Source organism: Streptomyces phaeolivaceus (genome assembly GCF_009184865.1).
In the GTDB taxonomy this organism is placed as follows: Bacteria; Actinomycetota; Actinomycetes; order Streptomycetales; family Streptomycetaceae; genus Streptomyces; species Streptomyces phaeolivaceus.
Genome location: NZ_CP045096.1, coordinates 160,638 through 179,458, shown reverse-complemented (window position 1 = coordinate 179,458; position 18,821 = coordinate 160,638). Strand labels below are relative to the sequence as shown.

The window sequence follows — 18,821 nt, the reverse complement described above, 5'->3', positions numbered from 1 at the left end:
TGTGGAGGGTGAGGGAGAAGAAGGAAGGACAAGGAAGCGGAAAGGAAAACGGAAAAGAGCCGGGAAAGGGGCATGCGTCGCCGGTGCCGGAACGGCTGAGACCAGCGGGGGAACGCCCTAGATCGGCTTGGGGGCTGCGGTCAGCCGCGACACAGACAGCTGGTGATGCGCTGCAGGTCGATGTGGCGTCGGCGGGAGAACCGGGAGTGAGCCGCCGCGACCGTGCCGGAGGGACCGGAGATGGCGCTGTACCGCATGCTCACTCCTCCGTGTTCCAGGCCCTGTCAGGGGCCACGCGCTTGCCGGATCGGCGATCCGGCCGGGCTTTCACCTGGAGCACCCCACCGCGGCGGAGGGTTGCCGGTCAGCAAGCCAGGGCTTGACGCTGACACTCAATGCCAGTTGAAACTTTAGCGATCGTTTTCGCGGCCCGTCAACGCCGGGCGGGGAGCAGAGTGCGGACGAAGAGAGCGCCCCGGCGCGCGGCGCGGCCCGTATCGCGCCTACCGGAACGCTCCGTTGACATCCCCCGCCGCACGTGCTTGCATCCCGCCATGCCGTTGTCGGAGCCGCTGACCCGCCGCCGCGCCGTGGACCTCGTCCGTGTGGCCGCCGCGCTCTGTCGGCCGACCGGCTGATCGCGCGCCTCTCCGAGGCCGCCGCCAACCACCTTGCCGCGTAAGCCAGTTGTGCGCGCAACCCCTGCAACCCCTGGCGTCTCCGCCATCGCTGCCATCCCTGCCGTCTCCGCCACCCCTACTCCGCCACTCCTCCCGTCCCTGCCGTGCTCCTTCACTCCGCATGACGAGGATCCGCCATGCTCTCTCCCACCCCCGCCGGTCACCGCCACGAGACCGACTACGACCGTCGCAGGCTGCGCCAGTGGCTCGCCGGTGAGGCCAGGGCCGACGGCGTCTCACGCCGTCGGCTGCTCACCCTGCTCGCCGCCACGGCCGCCGGAACCGCGCTCGGCACCGCACGGCCCGCCCACGCCGCCGACACACCGATCGTCAAACCCCTGCCGCCCGAGTGGTTCATCCAGCGCGGCACGAACGCCGAGACCCGCTGGGAAGCCCTGCGCGGCACCGGCCACCACACCCCCAACAGCCTGTTCTTCGTACGCAACCACACCACCACCCCCGTCCTGGACGCCGCCGACTGGCGGCTGCGGCTGTGGGGGAGCGGGCTGCGCGGCGCCCCCGGCGAGGACCGGCCGGTGGAGTTCGGCTACGACGAACTGCGCGCCCTGCCGGCCGTCACCCGCACCGCGTTCGTCGAGTGCGCCGGGAACGGCCGCTCCTTCTACACGACCCAGCAGGGCGAGACCGTCACCGGCACCGCCTGGACCCTGGGCGCGATCGGCGTCGCCCGCTGGCGCGGGGTGCGCCTTGCCGATGTGCTGCGCGGAGCCGGGCTCTCCCCGTACGCCGTCGATGTGCAACCCCGGGGCCTCGACGCCGAGTTCGTCAGCGGCGGGGAGAGCCTGGGCCGGGTGCGCAGGCCGCTGCCGCTCGCCAAGGCGCTCGACGATGTGCTGCTCGCGTACGAGATGAACGGTGAGCCACTGCCGTACGACCACGGCCACCCGGTGCGGGTGCTGGTGCCGTCCTGGATCGGGATCGCGTCGATCAAGTGGGTCGGTGACATCGAGGTGTCCGCGCAGCCGCTGTTCTCGCCCTGGAACACCGCCTTCTACCGGCTGTTCGGGCCCGCCCACCCCGAGGGCGGCAGCGCGCCGCTCACCCGGCAGACCACGAAGAGCGCCTTCGAACTGGCGCGCGGGGCCACGTTCACGGCGGGGCGGAAACATGTGCTGCACGGGCGGTCGTGGTCGGGCGCGGGTGGTGTCGCCCATGTCGACGTCAGCACCGACGGCGGCACGAACTGGCGGCCCGCCCGGCTGCACGACCGCCCCCGCTCCGGCACCTGGACCCGCTGGTCCGTCGGCTGGCGGCCCGACGCGCCCGGCGCCACCCACCTGCTGGCCCGCGCCACCGACACGGCCGGCCGCACCCAGCCGGACACCGCCGTGCCCAACACCCAGGGCTATCTGTTCGACGCGGTGGTACGGCATCCCGTGAGCGTGGTGTGACCCACGGACGTCCGGTCGGCGGGCCCGGTCGGGGCCCGCCGGCTCAGTCGTCCCTGCGGTCCGGTGTCGTGGACCAGCCGATGAGGGCGCCGCGGAGGGCGGTCACCAGACGGGAGGCGGCCTCGTCCTCGGTACGGCCGCTCTTGATGAGGTCGAGGATGTCGCGGGGGTCGAACAGGGCGTTCCAGAGGACGCTCGACGCGTGGCCACTGGAAGACGCGGAATGCCTCGGCCCGCACCCGCGCACGAACCGCACCGGACCATACCCGCGACGGCACGGTCTCGGCCCGGTCCCGGGCCCGGGATGGAACAGCCTCGTGCTCACCGGCCTGGACGACTACGACGGCCCGCCCGAGGGACACCGGGCCCCGGTCCGACTGCACGACGGCCGGCGCTGGCTGGGCTCTTGCCAAGAGATCGCCCGCGTCCTGCCGCCCCGACCAGCTGCCGCGCCCCCTTGTCCTCCGGGGGTTCGCCCCGAGCGATCGGCTGCGGCGTGCGCTCGCGACGGGCACTCGGCGTGCCCTGGACCTGGACGAGGCGTGGCTGGAGATACACGACGACAGGGGCGAACCGCTCACGGACCGGCTGCTGCGGCCCAAGGTCCGTGCGTGGGGCCCGTCCTCGCACGGGACGGACCTCATCGATCTGGAACTCGACGGAGAGGTGTCCGAACCCGTACCCGAGTACGCCTGGCCCGTCTGGCGGCGCTGGCTCGCCGCCCCGCCGGACGCCCCCGGAGCTTGGACCGACCTGGACACCCGGCAACGCGGGGCCTGGCTCGACCTGGTCCGCGAACGGGGGTGCCGACTGGACCACCGGGACCGCCCCGCCGGAGGGGCGTCCGAGTTGGACGGCCGGTGCATCACCGACGAGCCGAGCCTCTATCCGGCCCTGGGTGAGGCCGTCAACGGCCCCGGCGGCTACTTCGGCGGCTGCCTCGACGCCTTGGTGGACTGTCTGCGCGGCAACTTCGGCCCCACCTCGCCCGCGACCGTGCGCTGGCGGAACGCCCCGATCGCCCACGAACACCTGTCCCACGTCCTGACACCGGAGGGCGAACCGTACGACCTGGTCACCGCGACCCTCGAAGTCCTGGCCGGGGGCGGCACACGCGTCACGCTCACATGACGGTGGCGGACAGGGCGTGCCACCAGTGACCGCAGCCACCGCGGCAGAACCGCTCGCGCCGCCGACCGTCGGCGATCCCGAGCAGTGCGACCAGCGGCCGCAACGCCTTCCGTCGTTCGTCAGGGGGAGCGAGGGAGACGATCTTCCCCAGGTGCTGTTCGATCGGGCCACACGTGATCAGCACGGCGGGCGTGTGTGTCGGCCGCAGCCCGGACAGCCGTACGGCCTCCGGACCGTCCTGGTCCACGACACGCGCCTGAACGCAGTGATGACGCAGGAACATCAGCGTCTCCGACTGCTCCTCCCCACCCAGCCCGTCGAACCAGCCGAGCCCGTCCACCATCGACCGCAGCCCCTGAGCGAGCTTGTTCAACATGACATCACGTTCAGACATGGCCGCTTTCCATCGAACAACCAGCAAGCGATGAGCCGCCTCCGAGCCCAGGTCAGTGGAACCAAGCCACAAGCCGTACATGGTCCGCTCCATGCAGGTCGCCGAGCGTGCGCATCACGCTCCAGACGGGCCCCCAGTGCGTGGCGTCACCGGCGACGGCTTCCCGGCTTCGGGTGCCGGAGCCGTCCGTTTCCCGCCAGTCGGCGGCGGCTAGTTCGGCCCAGGTGATCCACGTCGTGCCGTGGACGTCGGGCTGTCCGCCGTAGACGTCGTACTCGGCTCGCAGGCCCTCGGACGCGTCGGCCGGGAACCCTCGGCCCTCGGCCCTCGGCCAGCGGGCGGAAGCCGCGGTGGTTGCGGATGCCGAAGAGGCCGCCCAGGGCGTCGTAGGCGTTGCCGTTGTTGAGCAGAAAGAGGTCGATGGCGGTGTGCCATACGGAGTCCTCGTCCTCGGGACCCCAGAGGCGGGCGCCCGGTCGGCACTCGATCATTCCGCTGACTTCGGTGGACACGGGGGCATCCTGCCCCCACAGCCCATGTCCCGGCACTTGCTCTTGTCGGCAGAGGGTCCGTCCGTCCGGTGTTCTGACGGGGCACGGTGGTCAGGCCGGTAGGTGTTCGGTGTAGGCCTCGGTCGGTGGGTAGGGGGTGGGGCGGGTCATGCCCACGGACCAGTAGGCCGTGGTGCCGGGGACGGCGGTGACGTCGTTGAGGTACGGCGCCGGGGCCGGGCCGGACGGGCCGCGGACCAGGGTCCAGGAGTCGCCGTTCCGCTGGAGGTACGTACTGCGGGTCTGGTCCTGGAAGTTCCAGCCCGAGATCCAGGCGGCGCGGCCCCGCGCGTCGCCCGCGATGCCCGTCAACGATCCGACGGTGAAGCCCGCTTCGACACGGGCCCAGGCCGTGCCGTCCCAGTGGGCCAGCGCGGGGTTGCCGGGGCGGCCGATCGGCCCGCCGGCACCGGCCTCGGTTCCCACCGCCCAGACGTCGTCCGGACCGGCCGCGTGCAGATCGGCGATGCCCAGCCGCAGCCCCGCGATCGGCGGCAGCGCCGTCCACGCCCCGTCCCAGCGGGCCACGAGCCCGGACCAGCCGCCCCCGTTGGACCGGTCCCCGCCCACCCAGACCTCGCCCCGGCGGCGCACCACGACCCGGTAGAGGTTCACGCTCGGGACGGGCAGAGGGGCCAGCCATCGCCAGCGGCGACCGTCGCCGTGCAGCAGACCGGCGGCGCCGCCCCGGCTGCCGCAGATCCACACCTGGCGGCCGGGGCCGACCGCCACCGAGTTGAGCCGCACGTCCGGCTCGCCCCGGCCCGGGAAGTCGGCTTCGCGCCAGGTGGTTCCCGTCCAGCGCAGCAGCGGGCTGCCGTCCCCGGTGGGCAGACCCACACTCCAGGCCGCGTTCGCGCGCACACCCGCGACATCGGTCAACCGCGTGTGCCCGAGATGGGACAGGTCGGTCTTCGTCCAGGCGGTGCCGTTCCACAGCATGGCCAGCGCGTGCTGCTGGGACTGCGGCGCGAGGTTCTCCTCACCCACGGCCCAGGCCAGCCGGGGCCCGGCGACGGCGACACGGCGCAGCTGCGCGGCGGGAACGCTGCCCGGCGCGGGCACCGCCTGCCAGCCTTCCGTACGAGGCGTCTCCCCTTCCGTACCAGGCGTCTCCCCCTGTGTACGGGGCGCCGACGCACCCGCCCGCGCCGGGACCGGGGCGCCGAGCGTCAGCCCGGAGACCGCGCCGACCGTACCTGCCACAAATCGCCTGCGTCTCACTGCGGGATCCCTCCGGACGGGTCGGGCGCACAGGAGGAACCACCTTGAAACGGCGAAGCAGAAAATTCTAGCTATGCACGTGACAAAGCGCGCGATCCATGGTGCCTTCGCCCCCACCGGGGCCACCCGGGACGGCTGTACTCGATCGGGTGACGAACCAGCGGCGTGTGCCGCCCGTTGTGCGAGGAACACCTCCTATGAGGCGTACACGCATGACACATGGCGTACGTCGAGTGACGCATGACGAGTGACGTACGACGAGTGGCGAGTGACGTAAGACGTAAGACGTAAGACGTACGACGAGTGACGAGTGGGGAGACTGATGCGCGTTCCTATGACCATCGCCGACTTCCTGGACCGGGCTGAGCTGGGGTTCGCCGACAGCCCCGGTGTGATCGACGAGCCGAACCAGCCCGCGCCGCCGGTCGCGCCGTCGACGTACGGACGGTTGGGCGAGCGCGTGCGGGCCTGGCAGGCGGGGCTGGACGCGCTGGGCGTGGGGGAGGGCGAGCGGGTCGCGGTGGTCAGCCACAACTCGGCCCGGATGCTGGAGCTGCTGTTCGCGGTGCCGATGAGCGGGCGGATCTGTGTGCCGGTCAACTTCCGGCTGAAGGCGGAGGAGATCGAGTACGTCGTACGGCAGAGCGGCGCCTCGGTGCTGCTCGTCGATCCCGAGGTGAGGGACACGGTCGCCGACGTCAAGGTGGCTCACCGGTACACGCTGGGGGAGGGGACGGAGACGGAGCTGATGCGGTTCGGGGTGGAGCCGAGGCCCTGGTCGAGGCCGGACGAGGACGCCACCGCGACGATCAACTACACGTCGGGAACGACCGCACGCCCCAAGGGAGTTCAGCTCACCCACCGCAACATCTGGGTGAACGGACTGACCTTCGGCCTGCACACCCGGGCCTGGGAGCGGGACGTGTACCTGCACACCCTGCCGATGTTCCACTGCAACGGCTGGGGCATGCCGTTCGTGATGGCCGGGCTCGGCGCCAAACAGGTGGTGCTCCGCAAGGTCGACGGCGCCGAGATCCTGCGCCGGGTGGACGAGCACGGCGTGACGCTGATGTGCGGCGCGCCTGCGGTGTGGAACGCGGTCCTCGACGCGGCGGCCGACTGGCAGGGGCCGGTGCCGGGGCGTGACCGGGTACGGATCGTGTGCGCGGGCGCGCCGCCGCCGAGCCGGACGATCCAGCGGGTCGGGGAGGAACTGGGCTGGGAGTTCACCCAGATCTACGGTCTGACGGAGACCTCACCGCTTCTGACGTTCAACCGCGCGCGGCCCGAGGACGAGGCCCTGCCGGGCGAGGAGCGGGCCCGGAAACTGTCACGGGCCGGTCTGCCCGCGCTCGGCGTGAAGCTCCGAGTGGCCGACTCCGGTGAGGTGTTGGCGCGCTCGAACGTGGTTCTCGACGGCTACTGGGACAAGCCCGAGGAGACGGCGGCCGTGCTGGAGGACGGCTGGTTCCACACGGGCGACGGCGGGACCCTCGACCCCGGGGACGGACATCTGACGATCTCGGACCGGAAGAAGGACGTCATCATCACGGGCGGCGAGAACGTGTCGTCGATCGAGGTGGAGGACACCATCTTCAGCCACCCGGGAGTGGCCGAGGTCGCCGTCATCGGGGTGCCGGACACCCGGTGGGGCGAGACGATCAAGGCGCTGATCGTCCGGGCCGACGGCGCGGCGGTGAGCGAGGCGGAGATCATCGCCCACTGCAAGGAGCGGCTGGCGGGGTACAAGGCCCCGACGAGCGTGGAGTTCCGGGACGCCATCCCGAGGACGGCGACCGGAAAGATCCAGAAGTTCAAGTTGCGGGAGCCCTATTGGGCCGGGCACACCCGGGGCGTCAACTAGGCCCTGGTCGAACACCCCGACCGCACCTGCACGCCGTCGAGCAAGTCGTGGGACAGCCCGGGTCACAGCGACGCCCCCGCGCACTGGACGAGTTGCTGGCCGGTGATCGCGCCGCCGTCCGGGCCGAGGAGGAACGCGGTCAGGGCGGCGACCTCGTCGGGGGAGACGAACCGGCCGAGCGGCGGGCGGGCCGGGGGTGTGCGGGCGGGGTCGGACAGCATCGGTGTGTCGGTCGGGCCGGGGGCGACCACGTTGACGGACGGCACAGCTACGGACGGACCCCCGGGTTCGGACGGTTCGGCGACTCACGCCTCGCCGCCATGTACCGGCAGCGCAACTGGGACCGCCAGCTCTTCGACGCGGTCGCCACGCTGTCCCGCGTCGCCGACGACGCCGGCCTCCCGCTCACCGAACTCGCCCTGCGCTGGCTCCTCGACCGGGACTCCACCGACGCCCTGCCGCTCGGCGGCTCCCGCACCGAGCACCTGACCGCCAACCTCGCCGCCGCCCAGGCCGGCCCGCTGCCCGCCGACGTCACCGCCGCCTGCGACGAGGTCGGCGCCGCGCTGCGCGGCCCCATGCCCGCCTACAACCGCTGAGCCGCCCCGAACCCCGACCTCCCTCTGCGCCCATCCGCGAACCCCTGCGAACCCCTGCGAACCCCGCGAAGGAACAACCGCTCATGACCCGGCAGAGTTCACCACCCGCCTGCGCGCCCGCGAGCAACTCCTCGGCTACTGGTGCCTGTTGGACGCGCCTGTCGCCACCGAACGCGTCGCCCGCCTCGGCTACGACTACGTCGCCCTCGACGCCCAGCACGGCTTGTTCGGCTTCTCCGGCATGCTCAACAACCTCCTCGCCATCGACGCCAAGGGCTCCACCGCCGTCGGCCTCGTCCGGGTCGAGGCCAACGACCCCGGCCCGATCGGCCGGGCCCTCGACGCGGGCGCCACCGGTGTGATCGTGCCACTGGTCGACACGGCGGAGCAGGCCGCCGAAGCCGTGGCCGCCGTCCGCTATCCGCCGTACGGACGCCGCTCCTACGGCCCGATGCGCTCCGCACTGCGCATCGGCCCCGACCCGGCTGCCGCGCACGACGCCACGGTCGTCCTCGCCATGATCGAGACCGCTGAGGGACTCGCCGACGTGGCACGGATCTGCGCGACGCCCGGCCTGGACGGCGTCTACGTCGGCCCCTCCGACCTGCGCCTCGCCCTCGGCGGCGCCACCTCCACGGACCCGGCCCTCGCCGACACCTTCGAGGCCGCGCTCGTCACCGTCCGCGAGGCGGCGGCAGCCGCCGGAATCGCCGCCGGCATCCACAACCCGGACGGTCCGAGCGCCGCGAAGCGCCTCGCCGAGGGCTTCACCTTCGCGACCGTCGCCTGCGACCTCGTCCACCTGGAACAGACCGCGCGCCGACACCTGTCCGCTGCCCGCACGCCCGGGGAGGCACTGTGACCGCCGACCAGCCCGACCTGCCCAGCCACTCCGACCTGCCCAGCCACTCCGACGGGTCAGAACTGTCCGGCCGGTCCGACGAGCCCGACCGGTCCGGCCGCGTCGATCTGTCCGCTGCCTTCGACCGCACCGACACCCTCCTGCCCGTACCGGCCGTGCAGAACCACGCCGCCAACCTCACCGTCCTGCCCGGCGGCGACCTCGGCTGCGTCTGGTTCGGCGGCACGCAGGAAGGCATGGCGGACATCTGCGTCTGGTTCTCCCGGCTCACGCCCGACGCCACGACCTGGACCGATCCGATCCTCCTCTCCGACGACCCGGCCCGCTCCGAACAGAACCCCCTTCTCTTCCCCGCACCCTCCGGCGCCCTGTGGCTCCTGCACACCGCCCAGCGCGGCGGCGACCAGGACACCGCCGAAGTACGCCTCCGGGTCAGCCACGACAACGGCGTCACCTGGGACGCGCCCCGCACCCTGTTCCCCGCGACGCCCGGGAGCGGCGGTGTCTTCGTCCGCCAGCCACCCGTCGTCCTGCCCACCGGCCGCCTGCTGGTGCCCGTCTTCCGCTGCCGGACCACCCCCGGCGAGAAGTGGTCCGGCGACCTCGACACCAGCGCGGTGATGATCAGCGACGACCAGGGCGACACCTGGCGCGAACAGCCCGTGCCCGCCTCCACCGGCCTCGTCCACATGAACGTCCACCGGCTGCCGGACGGTTCTCTCCTCGCTCTCTTCCGCAGCCGCCGCGCCGACGTCGTACACCGGTCCGTGTCGCTGGACGACGGCGACACCTGGAGTGAGCCGGAACCGCTCGACCTGCCGAACAACAACTGCTCGATCCAGTACCTCCCCCTGACCGACGGCCGCCTGGCCCTCGTCTACAACCACAGCAGCGCCGCCGACGCCACGGCCCGCCGCGTCTCCCTCTACGACGAGATCGACGACAAGGGCGGACTCGCCGACGACCGGGCCCCGGCCGGCGGGACGACCACCGCGGTGGGGCGGGAAACCGAACCGCCCGAGCCGCCCAAGCCGTCGGAGTTGCCCGAGGCGTCCGAGGCGGTGCCCAGGGCGTCCGAGGCGGTGCCCGGGGCCTTCTGGGGCGCTCCCCGCGCTCCGCTCAGCCTCGCGATCTCCTCCGACGGGGGCCGCACCTGGCCCCTGCGCACCGACCTCGTCACCGGCGACGGCCACTGCCTCACCAACAACTCCCGGGACGGCCTCAACCGCGAACTCTCCTACCCCTCGATAGCCCAGACCCCGGACGGGGCCCTCCACATCGCCTACGCCCACCACCGCCAGGTCATCCGCCACATCCGACTGCTTCCGCGCTAGCGGTCGGCGAGGCGAACACCCGCTTCGCCGACCGCCGTCGGGGCGGCGTACGCCGACGCGGTGTCGGAGTACGCCGCCCTGACCCGCGCCCGGGTGGGGGCGGTGGCCGACGCGGTAGGCGCGCTCGGTGCGTGTCGTCGTGCGCGGCGCGGCTACTTGGGGTCGCGGTTGAACTGAGCCGTGGACCAGCGGTAGCCGAGCACGGTCAGGCCGACGCACCAGGCGATCGCTATCCATCCGTTGTTGCCGATCTCGGTGCCGAGCAGCAGACCGCGCAGGGTCTCGATGGCGGGGGTGAAGGGCTGGTACTCGGCGATAGGCCGGAACCAGCCGGGCATTGTGTCGGCCGGGATGAAGGCGCTGGATATGAGCGGGAGAAGGATCAGCGGCATGGCACTGTTGCTGGCCGCCTCGGGGTTCGGGCTGGCCATCCCCATGCCGACCGCGATCCAGGTGAGCGCCAGGGAGAAGAGGACGAGCAGCCCGAACGCGGCCAGCCACTCCAGGACGGTGGCGTCGGTGGACCGGAAGCCGATGGCCACACCGACGGCACCCACGAGGACCGCACTGGCGATGCACTGCAGCACGCTGCCGACGACATGCCCGATGATCACGGAGGAGCGGTAGACGGCCATCGTCCGGAAGCGGGCGATGAGGCCCTCGGACATGTCCATCGAGATGTACACCGCGGCCCCGATCACGGTGCTTCCGACGGTCATCATCAGGATGCCCGGCACGATGTAGGCGATGTACTCGGAGCGGTCCGCGCCACCGCCGCCGATGCCCGCGCTCATCACGTCGCCGAAGATGTAGACGAAGAGCAGCAACAGCATGATCGGGGTCAGCAGCAGGTTCAGGGTCGCGGACGGGTAGCGCCAGGCGTGCAGCAGATTGCGGCGCAGCATGGTGTTCGAGTCGCGGACGGCGAGGGCGAGGGCGCTCATCGGGCGTTCTCCTTGGGCTGGTTGGGGACGGTGCCCGTGACGGTGGTCGGGGCGGTGCCCGTGGCAGTGGTCGGGCCGGTCAGGGCGAAGAACACGTCGTCGAGGTCGGGGGTGTGCACGGTGAGTTCGTCGGCCTCGATGCCGGCGGAGTCCAGCCAGTCGAGGAGGGAACGCAGTTCGCGCTGGGTGCCGTCGCTGGGTATCTGGAGGGCGAGGGCCTCGTCGATGGGGGTCCCCCCGCGCGAGCGCAGCCGAGCGTGGGGGAGGGTGACTTCGCGCAGCACGGCGGCGGCCGACTGATACGCCGCCGGGTCGGTGAAGCGGAGGCGGACGTGGCCGCCGGGGATGAGGCGCTTGAGTTCCTCGGCGGTTCCTTCGGCGGCGATCTTGCCGTTGTTCAGCACCGCGATGCGGTCGGCGAGTTCGTCGGCCTCTTCGAGGTACTGGGTGGTGAGGAAGACGGTGACGCCGTCGGAGACGAGTTCGCGGATGATCTGCCACATGTTGTGGCGGGAGCGGGGGTCGAGGCCGGTGGTGGGTTCGTCGAGGAAGATGATCCTCGGGGCGCCGACCAGGGTCATGGCGATGTCCAGGCGGCGCTTCATGCCGCCGGAGTAGGTGGAGGCGGGCTTCTTCGCGGCCTCCACCAGGTCGAAGCGCTCCAGGAGTTCGGCGGTGACCCGTCGCCCCTCGGCCCTGGTGAGGTGGTGCAGGTCGGCCATGAGGAGCATGTTCTCCTCGCCGGTGATCAGCCCGTCGACGGCGGAGAACTGCCCGGTCACCCCGATCGCCGCACGCACCGCCTGCGGATCGGCGACGACATCGTGGCCCGCGACCTGGGACTGACCGCCGTCCGCGGTGATGAGGGTGGAGAGGATCTTGACGGCGGTGGTCTTGCCCGCGCCGTTCGGGCCCAGCAGCGCGAACACGGACCCGGCCGGGATACGCAGATCTATGCCGTCGAGCACGACGTTGTCGCCGTACGACTTGCGTAGACCGACCGTGGAGATGGCCGCGGTCGGCTCAGGGCCACCACTCGGACTGGATGTGGGCATGACAGATGAAGGCATGGCGCCCTCCCGTTTCGAAGGCTGAAGGCTGAAGGTGTCGGTGGTGAGGGAGCGGAAGCGTTTGTGTATGGGGGCGCAGGAAAGATGAGGTCGGCGCGGCGGGGTGAGGGTGCGCTCAGACCGTGGCGCGGAGGACGTCGATGTTGCCCCAGTTGGTCCGGGCGCGGACCTTGACGGTGTCCTCGGACTGCTCCGGGGCCTCGGACGCGGCAACCATGTTGCGTACCTGCCCGCGGTTGGAGCTGACGTCGAGCCAGGCGGCGGTGCCCTCGCGGATCCCGACCTCGATGGAGCCGTTGGAGGTCTCCAACTGGACGGTGCCACGGGCGACTTCGGCGACGCGGAGGGGGCCGTTGGTGGTGGTGCCGGTGACCGACGCCTCGGCGCGTGCGATGTCGATGGCACCGTTGGCGCCATTCACCCGCAGCTCGCCGGTCACGGCGCCGACGGTCGTCGTACCGTGCGAGTTCTTCAGGACGGCGGGGCCGTCGACGAGGCCGACGCGCACATTGCCGGTGCTGCTGGTGATCTCGGCCGGGCCCTCGACCCGGTCGACCGTGCTCTGGCCGTGCGACGCCTTCAACTGCAGCGGGCCGGTGGTGGCGAGGCGGACGTCGCCGGCCGAGGTGTTCACCCGGACCTCGCCGAGTCGCCCTTCGCCGAGCACCCTCACCCCGGCGCCGGTGATGTCGATGTGCGAGCCCGTGGGCAACTCCACCGTCACGTCGACGGTGCCGCCGCGTCCGAGGAGATTGGCCTTGGGGGTGGTGACGGTCAGTACACCGCTCGCGTACGAGACCTCGGTCTGGTCCGCCGTGCGTACGTCCTGGTCCTTCTCCGTGTCGCGGGGCCGCACATCGACGACGGTGTCGTGGCGGTCGATCGCGCTGAACCGGATGGACCCGGCGTACACGTGAGCGGTGACGGAGATCGGTTCGGGAGTGTCGTAAGAAGGCATGGCTGTCCCGTCCTCATGAGTCCTTGGGGCGTCCCCGCTGGTGGGACGTGGTGTGGATGAAGCGCTGCGGATGAAGTGCTGGGGGCGAACTGGTGGTGGGTGCGGACTGCTAGCGCACCCACCCCGTGAAGCTTTGTCCGACGGTCTGGGCTCTCTCCGCCGGACGCGGCCGGGTGCCGTGGTCGACCGCGGCGGACACGGTGCGCACGAGCCACGCGTTGACCGACAGCCCCTCGCGGTTCGCGGCCTCTTCCGCGCGGGCCTTGAGGTGGGCCGGCAGCCGCAGATTGACGCGGGCGGTGCCCCCCTCGTCGCCGTCGGCCGGAGCCGGGGCAGCGAGCGGTTCGACGGGCACGGCGACCGGCTCCGAGGGGGCGGTGCCGTGCATGGGTGGCAGTGCCACCACGAAGTCGGGGTCCAACCCGCGCAGTCGTACATCGACCGAGCCGGGGGCGAGTTCACGGGTGATCTCGTCCATCGCGGCGGAGAGCACATTGAGCATGGTCAGCCGGGTCGCCGACTCCAGCGGAGCGGTGAGCCGCTCCGCCAGCTCGCGTGCTTCCTCGCCACCGGCTTCGGCGGCCACCGCGAGTTCGCGGCGGAGGGTGTCGACATACGGGGTGAGGTCCATGACGCCATCATGGCGCCAAGGTGGCGTCACGCGCAAGTGGTAACGGTATGTTTTTGGATCGGAATCCGTCGAGGGTGCTCTGACCTGCATGAATATCGTGGCGCTTGGCGGTGCGACTGTGGTGCCAGGCGGGGGTGTGCGGCCTCGGGGGTGCTGTTTGGCTCCGGTTGGCGCCGCTATGGCGCCAACCTGCACCACGGGGTGCCACTCGATGCCATGCGGTGCCACGCATGCCCCAGCGGAACGTCCCCGGCGAAACGTCCCCGGCGGGACGCCCCCTCGGTCGCGGTCGGCGCGCGCGGTCAGTGGGCCCTCTCGGTCTCCGGCGCCGGTACCGGCCGCCGCAGCAGATAGATGCCCGCGACCGACACCAGAAGGGTCATGCACGCGATGAAGACCAGCCCGGCGCCCTCCAGGCCGATCGGTTCCGCGAGGAGGCCCACGCCGATGACCGGTACCGAGATGCCCGTGTAGGCGACCACGAACAGGGCCGAGATCACGGCCGCGCGCCGGTCCGCGTCGGACGCCGCGGCCACCGCCGACAGCGCTCCGCGAAACGCCAGCCCCTGCCCGACCCCGCCGACGACGGCGCTCAGTACCACCAGCGGCAGCAGTTCCCAGCGCAGTGCGCCGGCGAGCAGCGCCAACCCGGCCAGGAGCCCGGCGCAGCCCAGCGGCAGCGACCGGCTCATCCCGACGCGGCCGGCGGCCAGCTGCCCGGCGGTCGAGGCGAAGAAGGCCAGCGCCACGATCAGCCCGCTCACCGCGTGGTTGGTCACGTCCAGGGACTGGGCGAGGAAGGCCGGGCTGACCGAGGTGAACACGCCGAACAGGGCGAACCCCACGAAGGAAGCGGCGGCGGCCGGGCCGAAGACCACCCGTACCCGCGGGGGCGGGCTGGGCCGTTGTGGTCGTACCGCGCTCAGCGGCCGGCGCTCCCGCACGGTTTCCGGAAGTCGCAGCAGGACGGCGGCCGAGCAGACCACCAGGGCGAGATGCACGGCGAACGGCAGATACAGCGGCCAGTCGGCGTACTGCGCCAGCACCCCGGCGAGCAGCGGGCCGCAGCCGAGCCCGCCCATGTTCGCCGCCGTCGCCACGAACGTGGCCCGTGAGGCGCCGCCCGGCGGTGCCAGCTCCATGACGTACGCCGTGGCCGCCCCGGTGAACAGTCCCGCGGACAGCCCGGACATCAGCCGCCCCACATACAGCCAGCCCAGCGCGGTGGCGCACAGGAAACAGACGGCACTCGCCGCCGCGAACCCCAGGCCCCACAGCAGCACCGGTCGCCTGCCCACGGTGTCCGAGGCGTTGCCCGCCAGCAGCAGGACGCCGATGACCCCGAAGGCGTAGACGGCGTAGACGACGGTGACCGTCAGCTCGGAGAAGCCGAACTTCTCCTGGTACAGGCCGTAGAGGGGGGTCGGCAGCGTCGTGCCCGCCATGCAGACCGCGAACACCGCCCCGCCGAGCAGGCATCGGCGCCAACGTCCAAGATCACCGTCCATACCGCCGAAGGTAACCTCGCCCGCCGCCGCACGCGCCCTGGCGTCGCCCCCTCCTCGGACCGTCACACGGTGGCGAGCGCTACCTCGGTCGACTTGATCAGCGCGGTGACGGGGGAGCCCAGCGTCAGGCCGAGGTCGCTGACGGCGTCCTGGGTGATGGCGGCGGTCAGTTCACCGCCCTGCACGGTGACCTTGACGGAGGCCATCGCGGCGCCGGTCGCGATGCCGCTCACCGTACCGGGCAGCCGGTTGCGGATGGACAGGCCGTCCACCGCGCCGGTGGCGAGGGAGACCTCCGTGGACTTGACCAGGGCACGCACGGCGGAGCCCGCGACGAGGCCGAGTTCCTGGACGGCGTCCAGGGTGATCGCCGAGGTGATGTCCTGCCCACCGTCGAGACGGACCTTGACCGTGGCCATGGCCTCGCCAGGGGTAACGGCGGTGACGGTGCCGGGAATCTGGTTGCGGATGCTCAGGCTCATGCGAACGCCTTACGGAGGAGGGGGAGAGGGGATATGTCGGTTCTGTCGCGTTCTGTCTTCTGCGTCGATCACCGTAGCCCGGCCGGGCGCGAATCTTCCGCCAACAGACATGGACCGGGTCGACGTCTCCCCGTACGCCTCCTCGCCTCCGCAGATCCTCACCCCCAAGTAGTTCTCGCTCCCTCAGATCTTCACTCCCTCCCCCGGTCCTCAGACCTCAGACGGGATACGCGTGCGTCTGCGTCGCCTTGACCGTCGCCCAGACCTCCGCGCCCGGATGCAGCCCGAGTTCGGCGGCGGCGACCGTGGTCAGATCGGCGGCGAGCGGCAGCTCTCCGGCGAGGTCGGCGCGGATCTGGTCGCCGTGGGTCTCCAGACCGACGACCTCGCAGCGCCAGAGGTTGCGGGCGCTGGCCCCGGTCGGACGGTCGCGGTAGAGGGTGACCGCGCCGGGCGGGAACGCCACGAAGGCCGGGCCGGACAGCACCTCCGTGGTGGTGAGGGCCGGGCCGCCGTCGAGCCGTACGGTGTGCCCCTCGGCCTCGCCCCGGTAGAGGTTCAGGCCGACCAACCGCGCGATGTAGTCCGTACGCGGGTGGCGGGCGATGACGGACGGTGCGCCTTCCTGGACCACCCGGCCGTCCTCGACCACGACCAGCCGGTCCGCCAGCACCATGGCGTCCAGCGGGTCGTGCGTGACCAGTACGGCGACGGCCTCGAAGTCGGCGAGGTGGCGCCGGAGTTGGGAGCGGACCTCCAGTCGGGTACGGGCGTCCAGTGCGGCCAGGGGCTCGTCCAGGAGCAGCAGCCGGGGCCGGGTCGCGAGGGCTCGGGCCAGGGCGACCCGCTGGGCCTGCCCTCCGGAGAGCCTGCGCGGCTTGGCCCCGGCGTGCTCCGCGAGCCCCAGGCGGTCGAGCCACTCGGCGGCCCGCGCCCGCGCCTCCGCCTTCGTCGCGCCCTGGCAGCGCGGCCCGAACGCCACGTTGTCCAGGGCGGTCAGGTGGGGGAAGAGCAGGTAGTCCTGGAAGACGACGCCGACCGGGCGCGACTCCGGCGGCGTACGCTCCAACGCCGTGCCGTCCAGCCGTAGTCGGCCACCGGTGAGCGGCGTCAGACCGGCGAGGGCGCGCAGAGCGGTGGTCTTCCCGGCACCGTTCGGCCCGAGCAGGGCGACGACCTCACCGGGCGCCACGCTCAGCGCCACATCGAGACGGAACGAGCCACGCTCGACGATCAGCCGCGCGTCGAGACCCTCCTCGGAGGCATCTGGGGCACCGGAGGCACCGAACACGCCAGCCGCACCGAACACGCCAGCCGCACCGGATCCGCCAGCGGCACCGGATCCGTCGGCGGCATCGGATGCGTCGGCGGCATCGTGGCGGGACCCACGCCCGGTCGCCCCCCTGTCCTGGGGCTCGGTCATGAGGTGGTCATCCAGCGGTCGCGCAGGCCCGCGAGGACCGCGACGGAGACGGCCAGCAGGACCAGGCTGAGGGCGATGGCGGCCTCCGGGTCGCTCTGGAGGGCGAGGTAGACGGCCAGCGGCATGGTCTGGGTGCGGCCGGGGAAGTTCCCGGCGAAGGTGATCGTCGCGCCGAACTCGCCCAGCGCCCGCGCCCAGGCCAGTACGGCACCGGCGGCGATGCCCGGCGCGATGAGCGGCAGCGTGACGCGGCGGAACGCGGTGAAGCGGGAGGCGCCGAGTGTGGCGGCGGCCTCCTCGAAGCGGGGGTCGGCGGCACGCAGGGTGCCCTCGACGCTGATGACGAGGAAGGGCATGGCGACGAACGCCTCGGCGACCACGACGCCGGCCGTGGTGAACGGGAGGGTGATCCCGAACCAGGCGTCCAGCGACTTGCCGACGATGCCGTTGCGGCCCAGCGCCATCAGCAGTGCCACTCCGCCGACGACCGGCGGGAGGACGAGCGGCAGGGTGACCAGGGCCCGGACGAGGCCGCGCCCGGGGAACTCGACACGCGCCAGCAGCCAGGCCAGGGGTACGCCGATGACCAGGCTCACGGCGGTGGCGGCGGTGGCGCAGACCAGGGACAGCCGCAGCGCCTGCCACACCTCGGCGCTGCTGAGCAGCTCGGGCAGGCTGCGCCAGGGGGCCCGTACGAGCAGCGCGACCAGCGGCACGATCAGGAACGCCAGGCCGAGCAGCGCGGGAATCAGCAGCGGCAGGGGAGCGCCCCTGCCGCGGTCGCCGGTCCGCACGCGCCGACGCCGCGGCCCACCCCGGAGGGTGTCGGCCGCGGCGTCGGACTTGTCGGTCGTAGGGCTCACGGCTTGAGGAACCCGGCCTCGGTCAGGACCTGCTGGCCGTCGGCGGAGCGCACCAGCTCGATGAACGCCTTGGCGGCGTCGGCGTTCTGCGCGTCCTTGAGCTGGACGATCGGGTAGTCGTTGATGGCATCGGCGGACTCGGGGAACTCCACGCCCTCCACCTTCTCACCCGCCGCGTGCACATCGGTCTTGTAGACCACGGCGGCGTCGGCCTCCTTCAGCTCGACCTTCGTGAGCGCCGCCTTGACGTCCTGTTCGTAGGAGACGGGCGTGAGCTTCAACTTGCTGGCGTCCAGGGCCTTCTGGGCGGCGGCGCCGCACGGCACCTCCTTGTCGCACAGCACGACCTTCAGACCGGACTTGGTGAGGTCCTTGAGGGAGGCGATCTTGTCGGGGTTGCCCGGCAGGGTCGCGATCTCCAGCTGGTTGCGGACGAAGGTTTCCGGCGTGCCCGAGGCGTCCCCGGCGTCCGTCACGATCGCCATGGTCTTGGGGCTGGCGGAGGCGAACACGTCCGCCGGGGCGCCACCGGTGATGCTCGCGGCGAGCGAGTCGCTGCCGCCGAAGCCGAAGGTGACCTTCGTCCCGGAGTGCTCCTTCTCGAACTGCTTGCCCAGCGCCGTGAAACTCTCCTTCAGCGACGCGGCGGCGAACACGGTCAACGTGCCGGACAGCGCGTCCGACGACGAGGCGGACGCGGAGGAGTCCGACTTCGCCGGGGACGAGTCGTCGGACGACGAGCACGCGCTCAGGGCCAGCAGTGCGGAGGCCCCCAGAGCGGCCATCCGCGTCGGCCGACGGGTCCGGCGCGCGGTTCGGGTCATCACGGGTCCACTCCCTCTGGTCCTGACGGACACGGTCGCCTGCGGTCCTGGCGGACCGTTCGCACCC

General features: G+C 71.9%; 21 protein-coding genes and 1 riboswitch. Of the genes, 6 read left to right on the top strand and 15 right to left on the bottom strand.

Translation table 11 applies throughout. From position 1 onward, the window contains the following. Window positions 1-140: 140 nt before the first annotated feature. A complete protein-coding gene (locus F9278_RS48415; RefSeq protein WP_319023097.1) occupies window positions 141-257 on the bottom strand; it encodes a putative leader peptide in 117 nt (38 codons plus the stop codon). Between the two features lie 33 nt (window positions 258-290). Further along, window positions 291-400: riboswitch (SAM riboswitch) on the bottom strand. Window positions 401-817: 417 nt separating this feature from the next. Here F9278_RS48415 and F9278_RS01165 point away from each other — a divergent pair. Further along, window positions 818-2,092 carry a sulfite oxidase gene (locus F9278_RS01165; protein ID WP_152166565.1) on the top strand — a complete coding sequence of 425 codons (1,275 nt, stop codon included), beginning with the start codon at window positions 818-820 and terminating at the stop codon, window positions 2,090-2,092. 43 nt (window positions 2,093-2,135) lie between these two features. Here the strand turns inward: F9278_RS01165 and F9278_RS46740 are convergent, their stop codons facing one another. Next, window positions 2,136-2,339, bottom strand: a complete 204-nt coding sequence (locus tag F9278_RS46740) for a hypothetical protein (RefSeq protein ID WP_226966574.1) — start codon at window positions 2,337-2,339, stop codon at window positions 2,136-2,138. A gap of 419 nt (window positions 2,340-2,758) precedes the next feature. Here F9278_RS46740 and F9278_RS46735 point away from each other — a divergent pair, with 419 nt between their 5' ends. Then, complete coding sequence (locus tag F9278_RS46735; RefSeq protein WP_226966573.1) at window positions 2,759-3,223, top strand: barstar family protein; 465 nt, start codon at window positions 2,759-2,761, stop codon at window positions 3,221-3,223. Here the strand turns inward: F9278_RS46735 and F9278_RS01155 are convergent. From F9278_RS01155 to F9278_RS01145, 3 genes are all read right to left on the bottom strand, one after another. After that, window positions 3,216-3,617, bottom strand: a complete 402-nt coding sequence (locus F9278_RS01155; RefSeq protein ID WP_152166564.1) for a DUF5958 family protein — start codon at window positions 3,615-3,617, stop codon at window positions 3,216-3,218. The genes F9278_RS46735 and F9278_RS01155 overlap by 8 nt on opposite strands. A 146-nt stretch (window positions 3,618-3,763) precedes the next feature. Further along, window positions 3,764-4,129 (bottom strand): hypothetical protein, encoded by a 366-nt coding sequence (locus F9278_RS01150; protein ID WP_226966572.1) that lies wholly within the window; start codon window positions 4,127-4,129, stop codon window positions 3,764-3,766. Window positions 4,130-4,219: 90 nt separating this feature from the next. Continuing rightward, a complete protein-coding gene (locus tag F9278_RS01145) occupies window positions 4,220-5,374 on the bottom strand; it encodes a hypothetical protein (protein ID WP_152166563.1) in 1,155 nt (384 codons plus the stop codon). A gap of 340 nt (window positions 5,375-5,714) precedes the next feature. On the opposite strand from F9278_RS01145, the gene F9278_RS01140 reads away from it, so the two are divergent. Beyond that, complete coding sequence (locus F9278_RS01140) at window positions 5,715-7,256, top strand: AMP-binding protein (protein WP_152166562.1); 1,542 nt, start codon at window positions 5,715-5,717, stop codon at window positions 7,254-7,256. 62 nt (window positions 7,257-7,318) lie between these two features. Here the strand turns inward: F9278_RS01140 and F9278_RS01135 are convergent, their stop codons facing one another. After that, window positions 7,319-7,522 (bottom strand): SDR family oxidoreductase, encoded by a 204-nt coding sequence (locus F9278_RS01135; protein ID WP_226966571.1) that lies wholly within the window; start codon window positions 7,520-7,522, stop codon window positions 7,319-7,321. Window positions 7,523-7,576: 54 nt separating this feature from the next. On the opposite strand from F9278_RS01135, the gene F9278_RS48065 reads away from it, so the two are divergent. The 3 genes from F9278_RS48065 to F9278_RS01120 all read left to right on the top strand — a co-directional run bounded on the left by F9278_RS48065 (window position 7,577) and on the right by F9278_RS01120 (window position 10,051). Further along, window positions 7,577-7,855, top strand: coding sequence for an aldo/keto reductase (locus F9278_RS48065; protein ID WP_152166561.1), 279 nt, complete (start codon window positions 7,577-7,579; stop codon window positions 7,853-7,855). A 109-nt stretch (window positions 7,856-7,964) separates the two neighbouring features. Continuing rightward, the gene (locus F9278_RS01125; protein WP_152166560.1) at window positions 7,965-8,717 is read left to right on the top strand and encodes an HpcH/HpaI aldolase family protein; all 753 of its coding nucleotides are present in this window, start codon (window positions 7,965-7,967) and stop codon (window positions 8,715-8,717) included. After that, entirely contained in the window at window positions 8,714-10,051 is a 1,338-nt protein-coding gene (locus F9278_RS01120; protein WP_226966570.1) for a sialidase family protein, read from the top strand. Before F9278_RS01125 ends, F9278_RS01120 begins: the two co-directional genes overlap by 4 nt. A gap of 152 nt (window positions 10,052-10,203) precedes the next feature. Here F9278_RS01120 and F9278_RS01115 read toward each other — a convergent pair whose 3' ends face one another. The 9 genes from F9278_RS01115 to modA all read right to left on the bottom strand — a co-directional run bounded on the left by F9278_RS01115 (window position 10,204) and on the right by modA (window position 18,754). Continuing rightward, the gene (locus F9278_RS01115) at window positions 10,204-10,995 is read right to left on the bottom strand and encodes an ABC transporter permease (RefSeq protein WP_152166559.1); all 792 of its coding nucleotides are present in this window, start codon (window positions 10,993-10,995) and stop codon (window positions 10,204-10,206) included. Then, complete coding sequence (locus F9278_RS01110) at window positions 10,992-12,050, bottom strand: ATP-binding cassette domain-containing protein (RefSeq protein WP_404818841.1); 1,059 nt, start codon at window positions 12,048-12,050, stop codon at window positions 10,992-10,994. The genes F9278_RS01115 and F9278_RS01110 overlap by 4 nt, the downstream gene beginning before the upstream one ends. Before the next feature lie 130 nt (window positions 12,051-12,180). Then, window positions 12,181-13,023 (bottom strand): DUF4097 family beta strand repeat-containing protein, encoded by an 843-nt coding sequence (locus F9278_RS01105; RefSeq protein WP_152166557.1) that lies wholly within the window; start codon window positions 13,021-13,023, stop codon window positions 12,181-12,183. A gap of 109 nt (window positions 13,024-13,132) precedes the next feature. Further along, window positions 13,133-13,654, bottom strand: a complete 522-nt coding sequence (locus F9278_RS01100; RefSeq protein ID WP_152166556.1) for a toxin-antitoxin system HicB family antitoxin — start codon at window positions 13,652-13,654, stop codon at window positions 13,133-13,135. A 302-nt stretch (window positions 13,655-13,956) separates the two neighbouring features. Then, complete coding sequence (locus tag F9278_RS01095; protein WP_152166555.1) at window positions 13,957-15,162, bottom strand: MFS transporter; 1,206 nt, start codon at window positions 15,160-15,162, stop codon at window positions 13,957-13,959. A gap of 62 nt (window positions 15,163-15,224) precedes the next feature. Then, window positions 15,225-15,644, bottom strand: coding sequence for a TOBE domain-containing protein (locus tag F9278_RS01090; protein WP_152166554.1), 420 nt, complete (start codon window positions 15,642-15,644; stop codon window positions 15,225-15,227). Window positions 15,645-15,861: 217 nt separating this feature from the next. Then, entirely contained in the window at window positions 15,862-17,067 is a 1,206-nt protein-coding gene (locus F9278_RS01085; RefSeq protein ID WP_152166553.1) for an ABC transporter ATP-binding protein, read from the bottom strand. Next, entirely contained in the window at window positions 17,064-17,930 is an 867-nt protein-coding gene (gene modB, locus F9278_RS01080; RefSeq protein ID WP_152166552.1) for a molybdate ABC transporter permease subunit, read from the bottom strand. The genes F9278_RS01085 and modB overlap by 4 nt, the downstream gene beginning before the upstream one ends. Continuing rightward, window positions 17,927-18,754, bottom strand: coding sequence for a molybdate ABC transporter substrate-binding protein (gene modA / locus F9278_RS01075; RefSeq protein ID WP_152166551.1), 828 nt, complete (start codon window positions 18,752-18,754; stop codon window positions 17,927-17,929). Before modA ends, modB begins: the two co-directional genes overlap by 4 nt. Window positions 18,755-18,821: the final 67 nt, after the last annotated feature.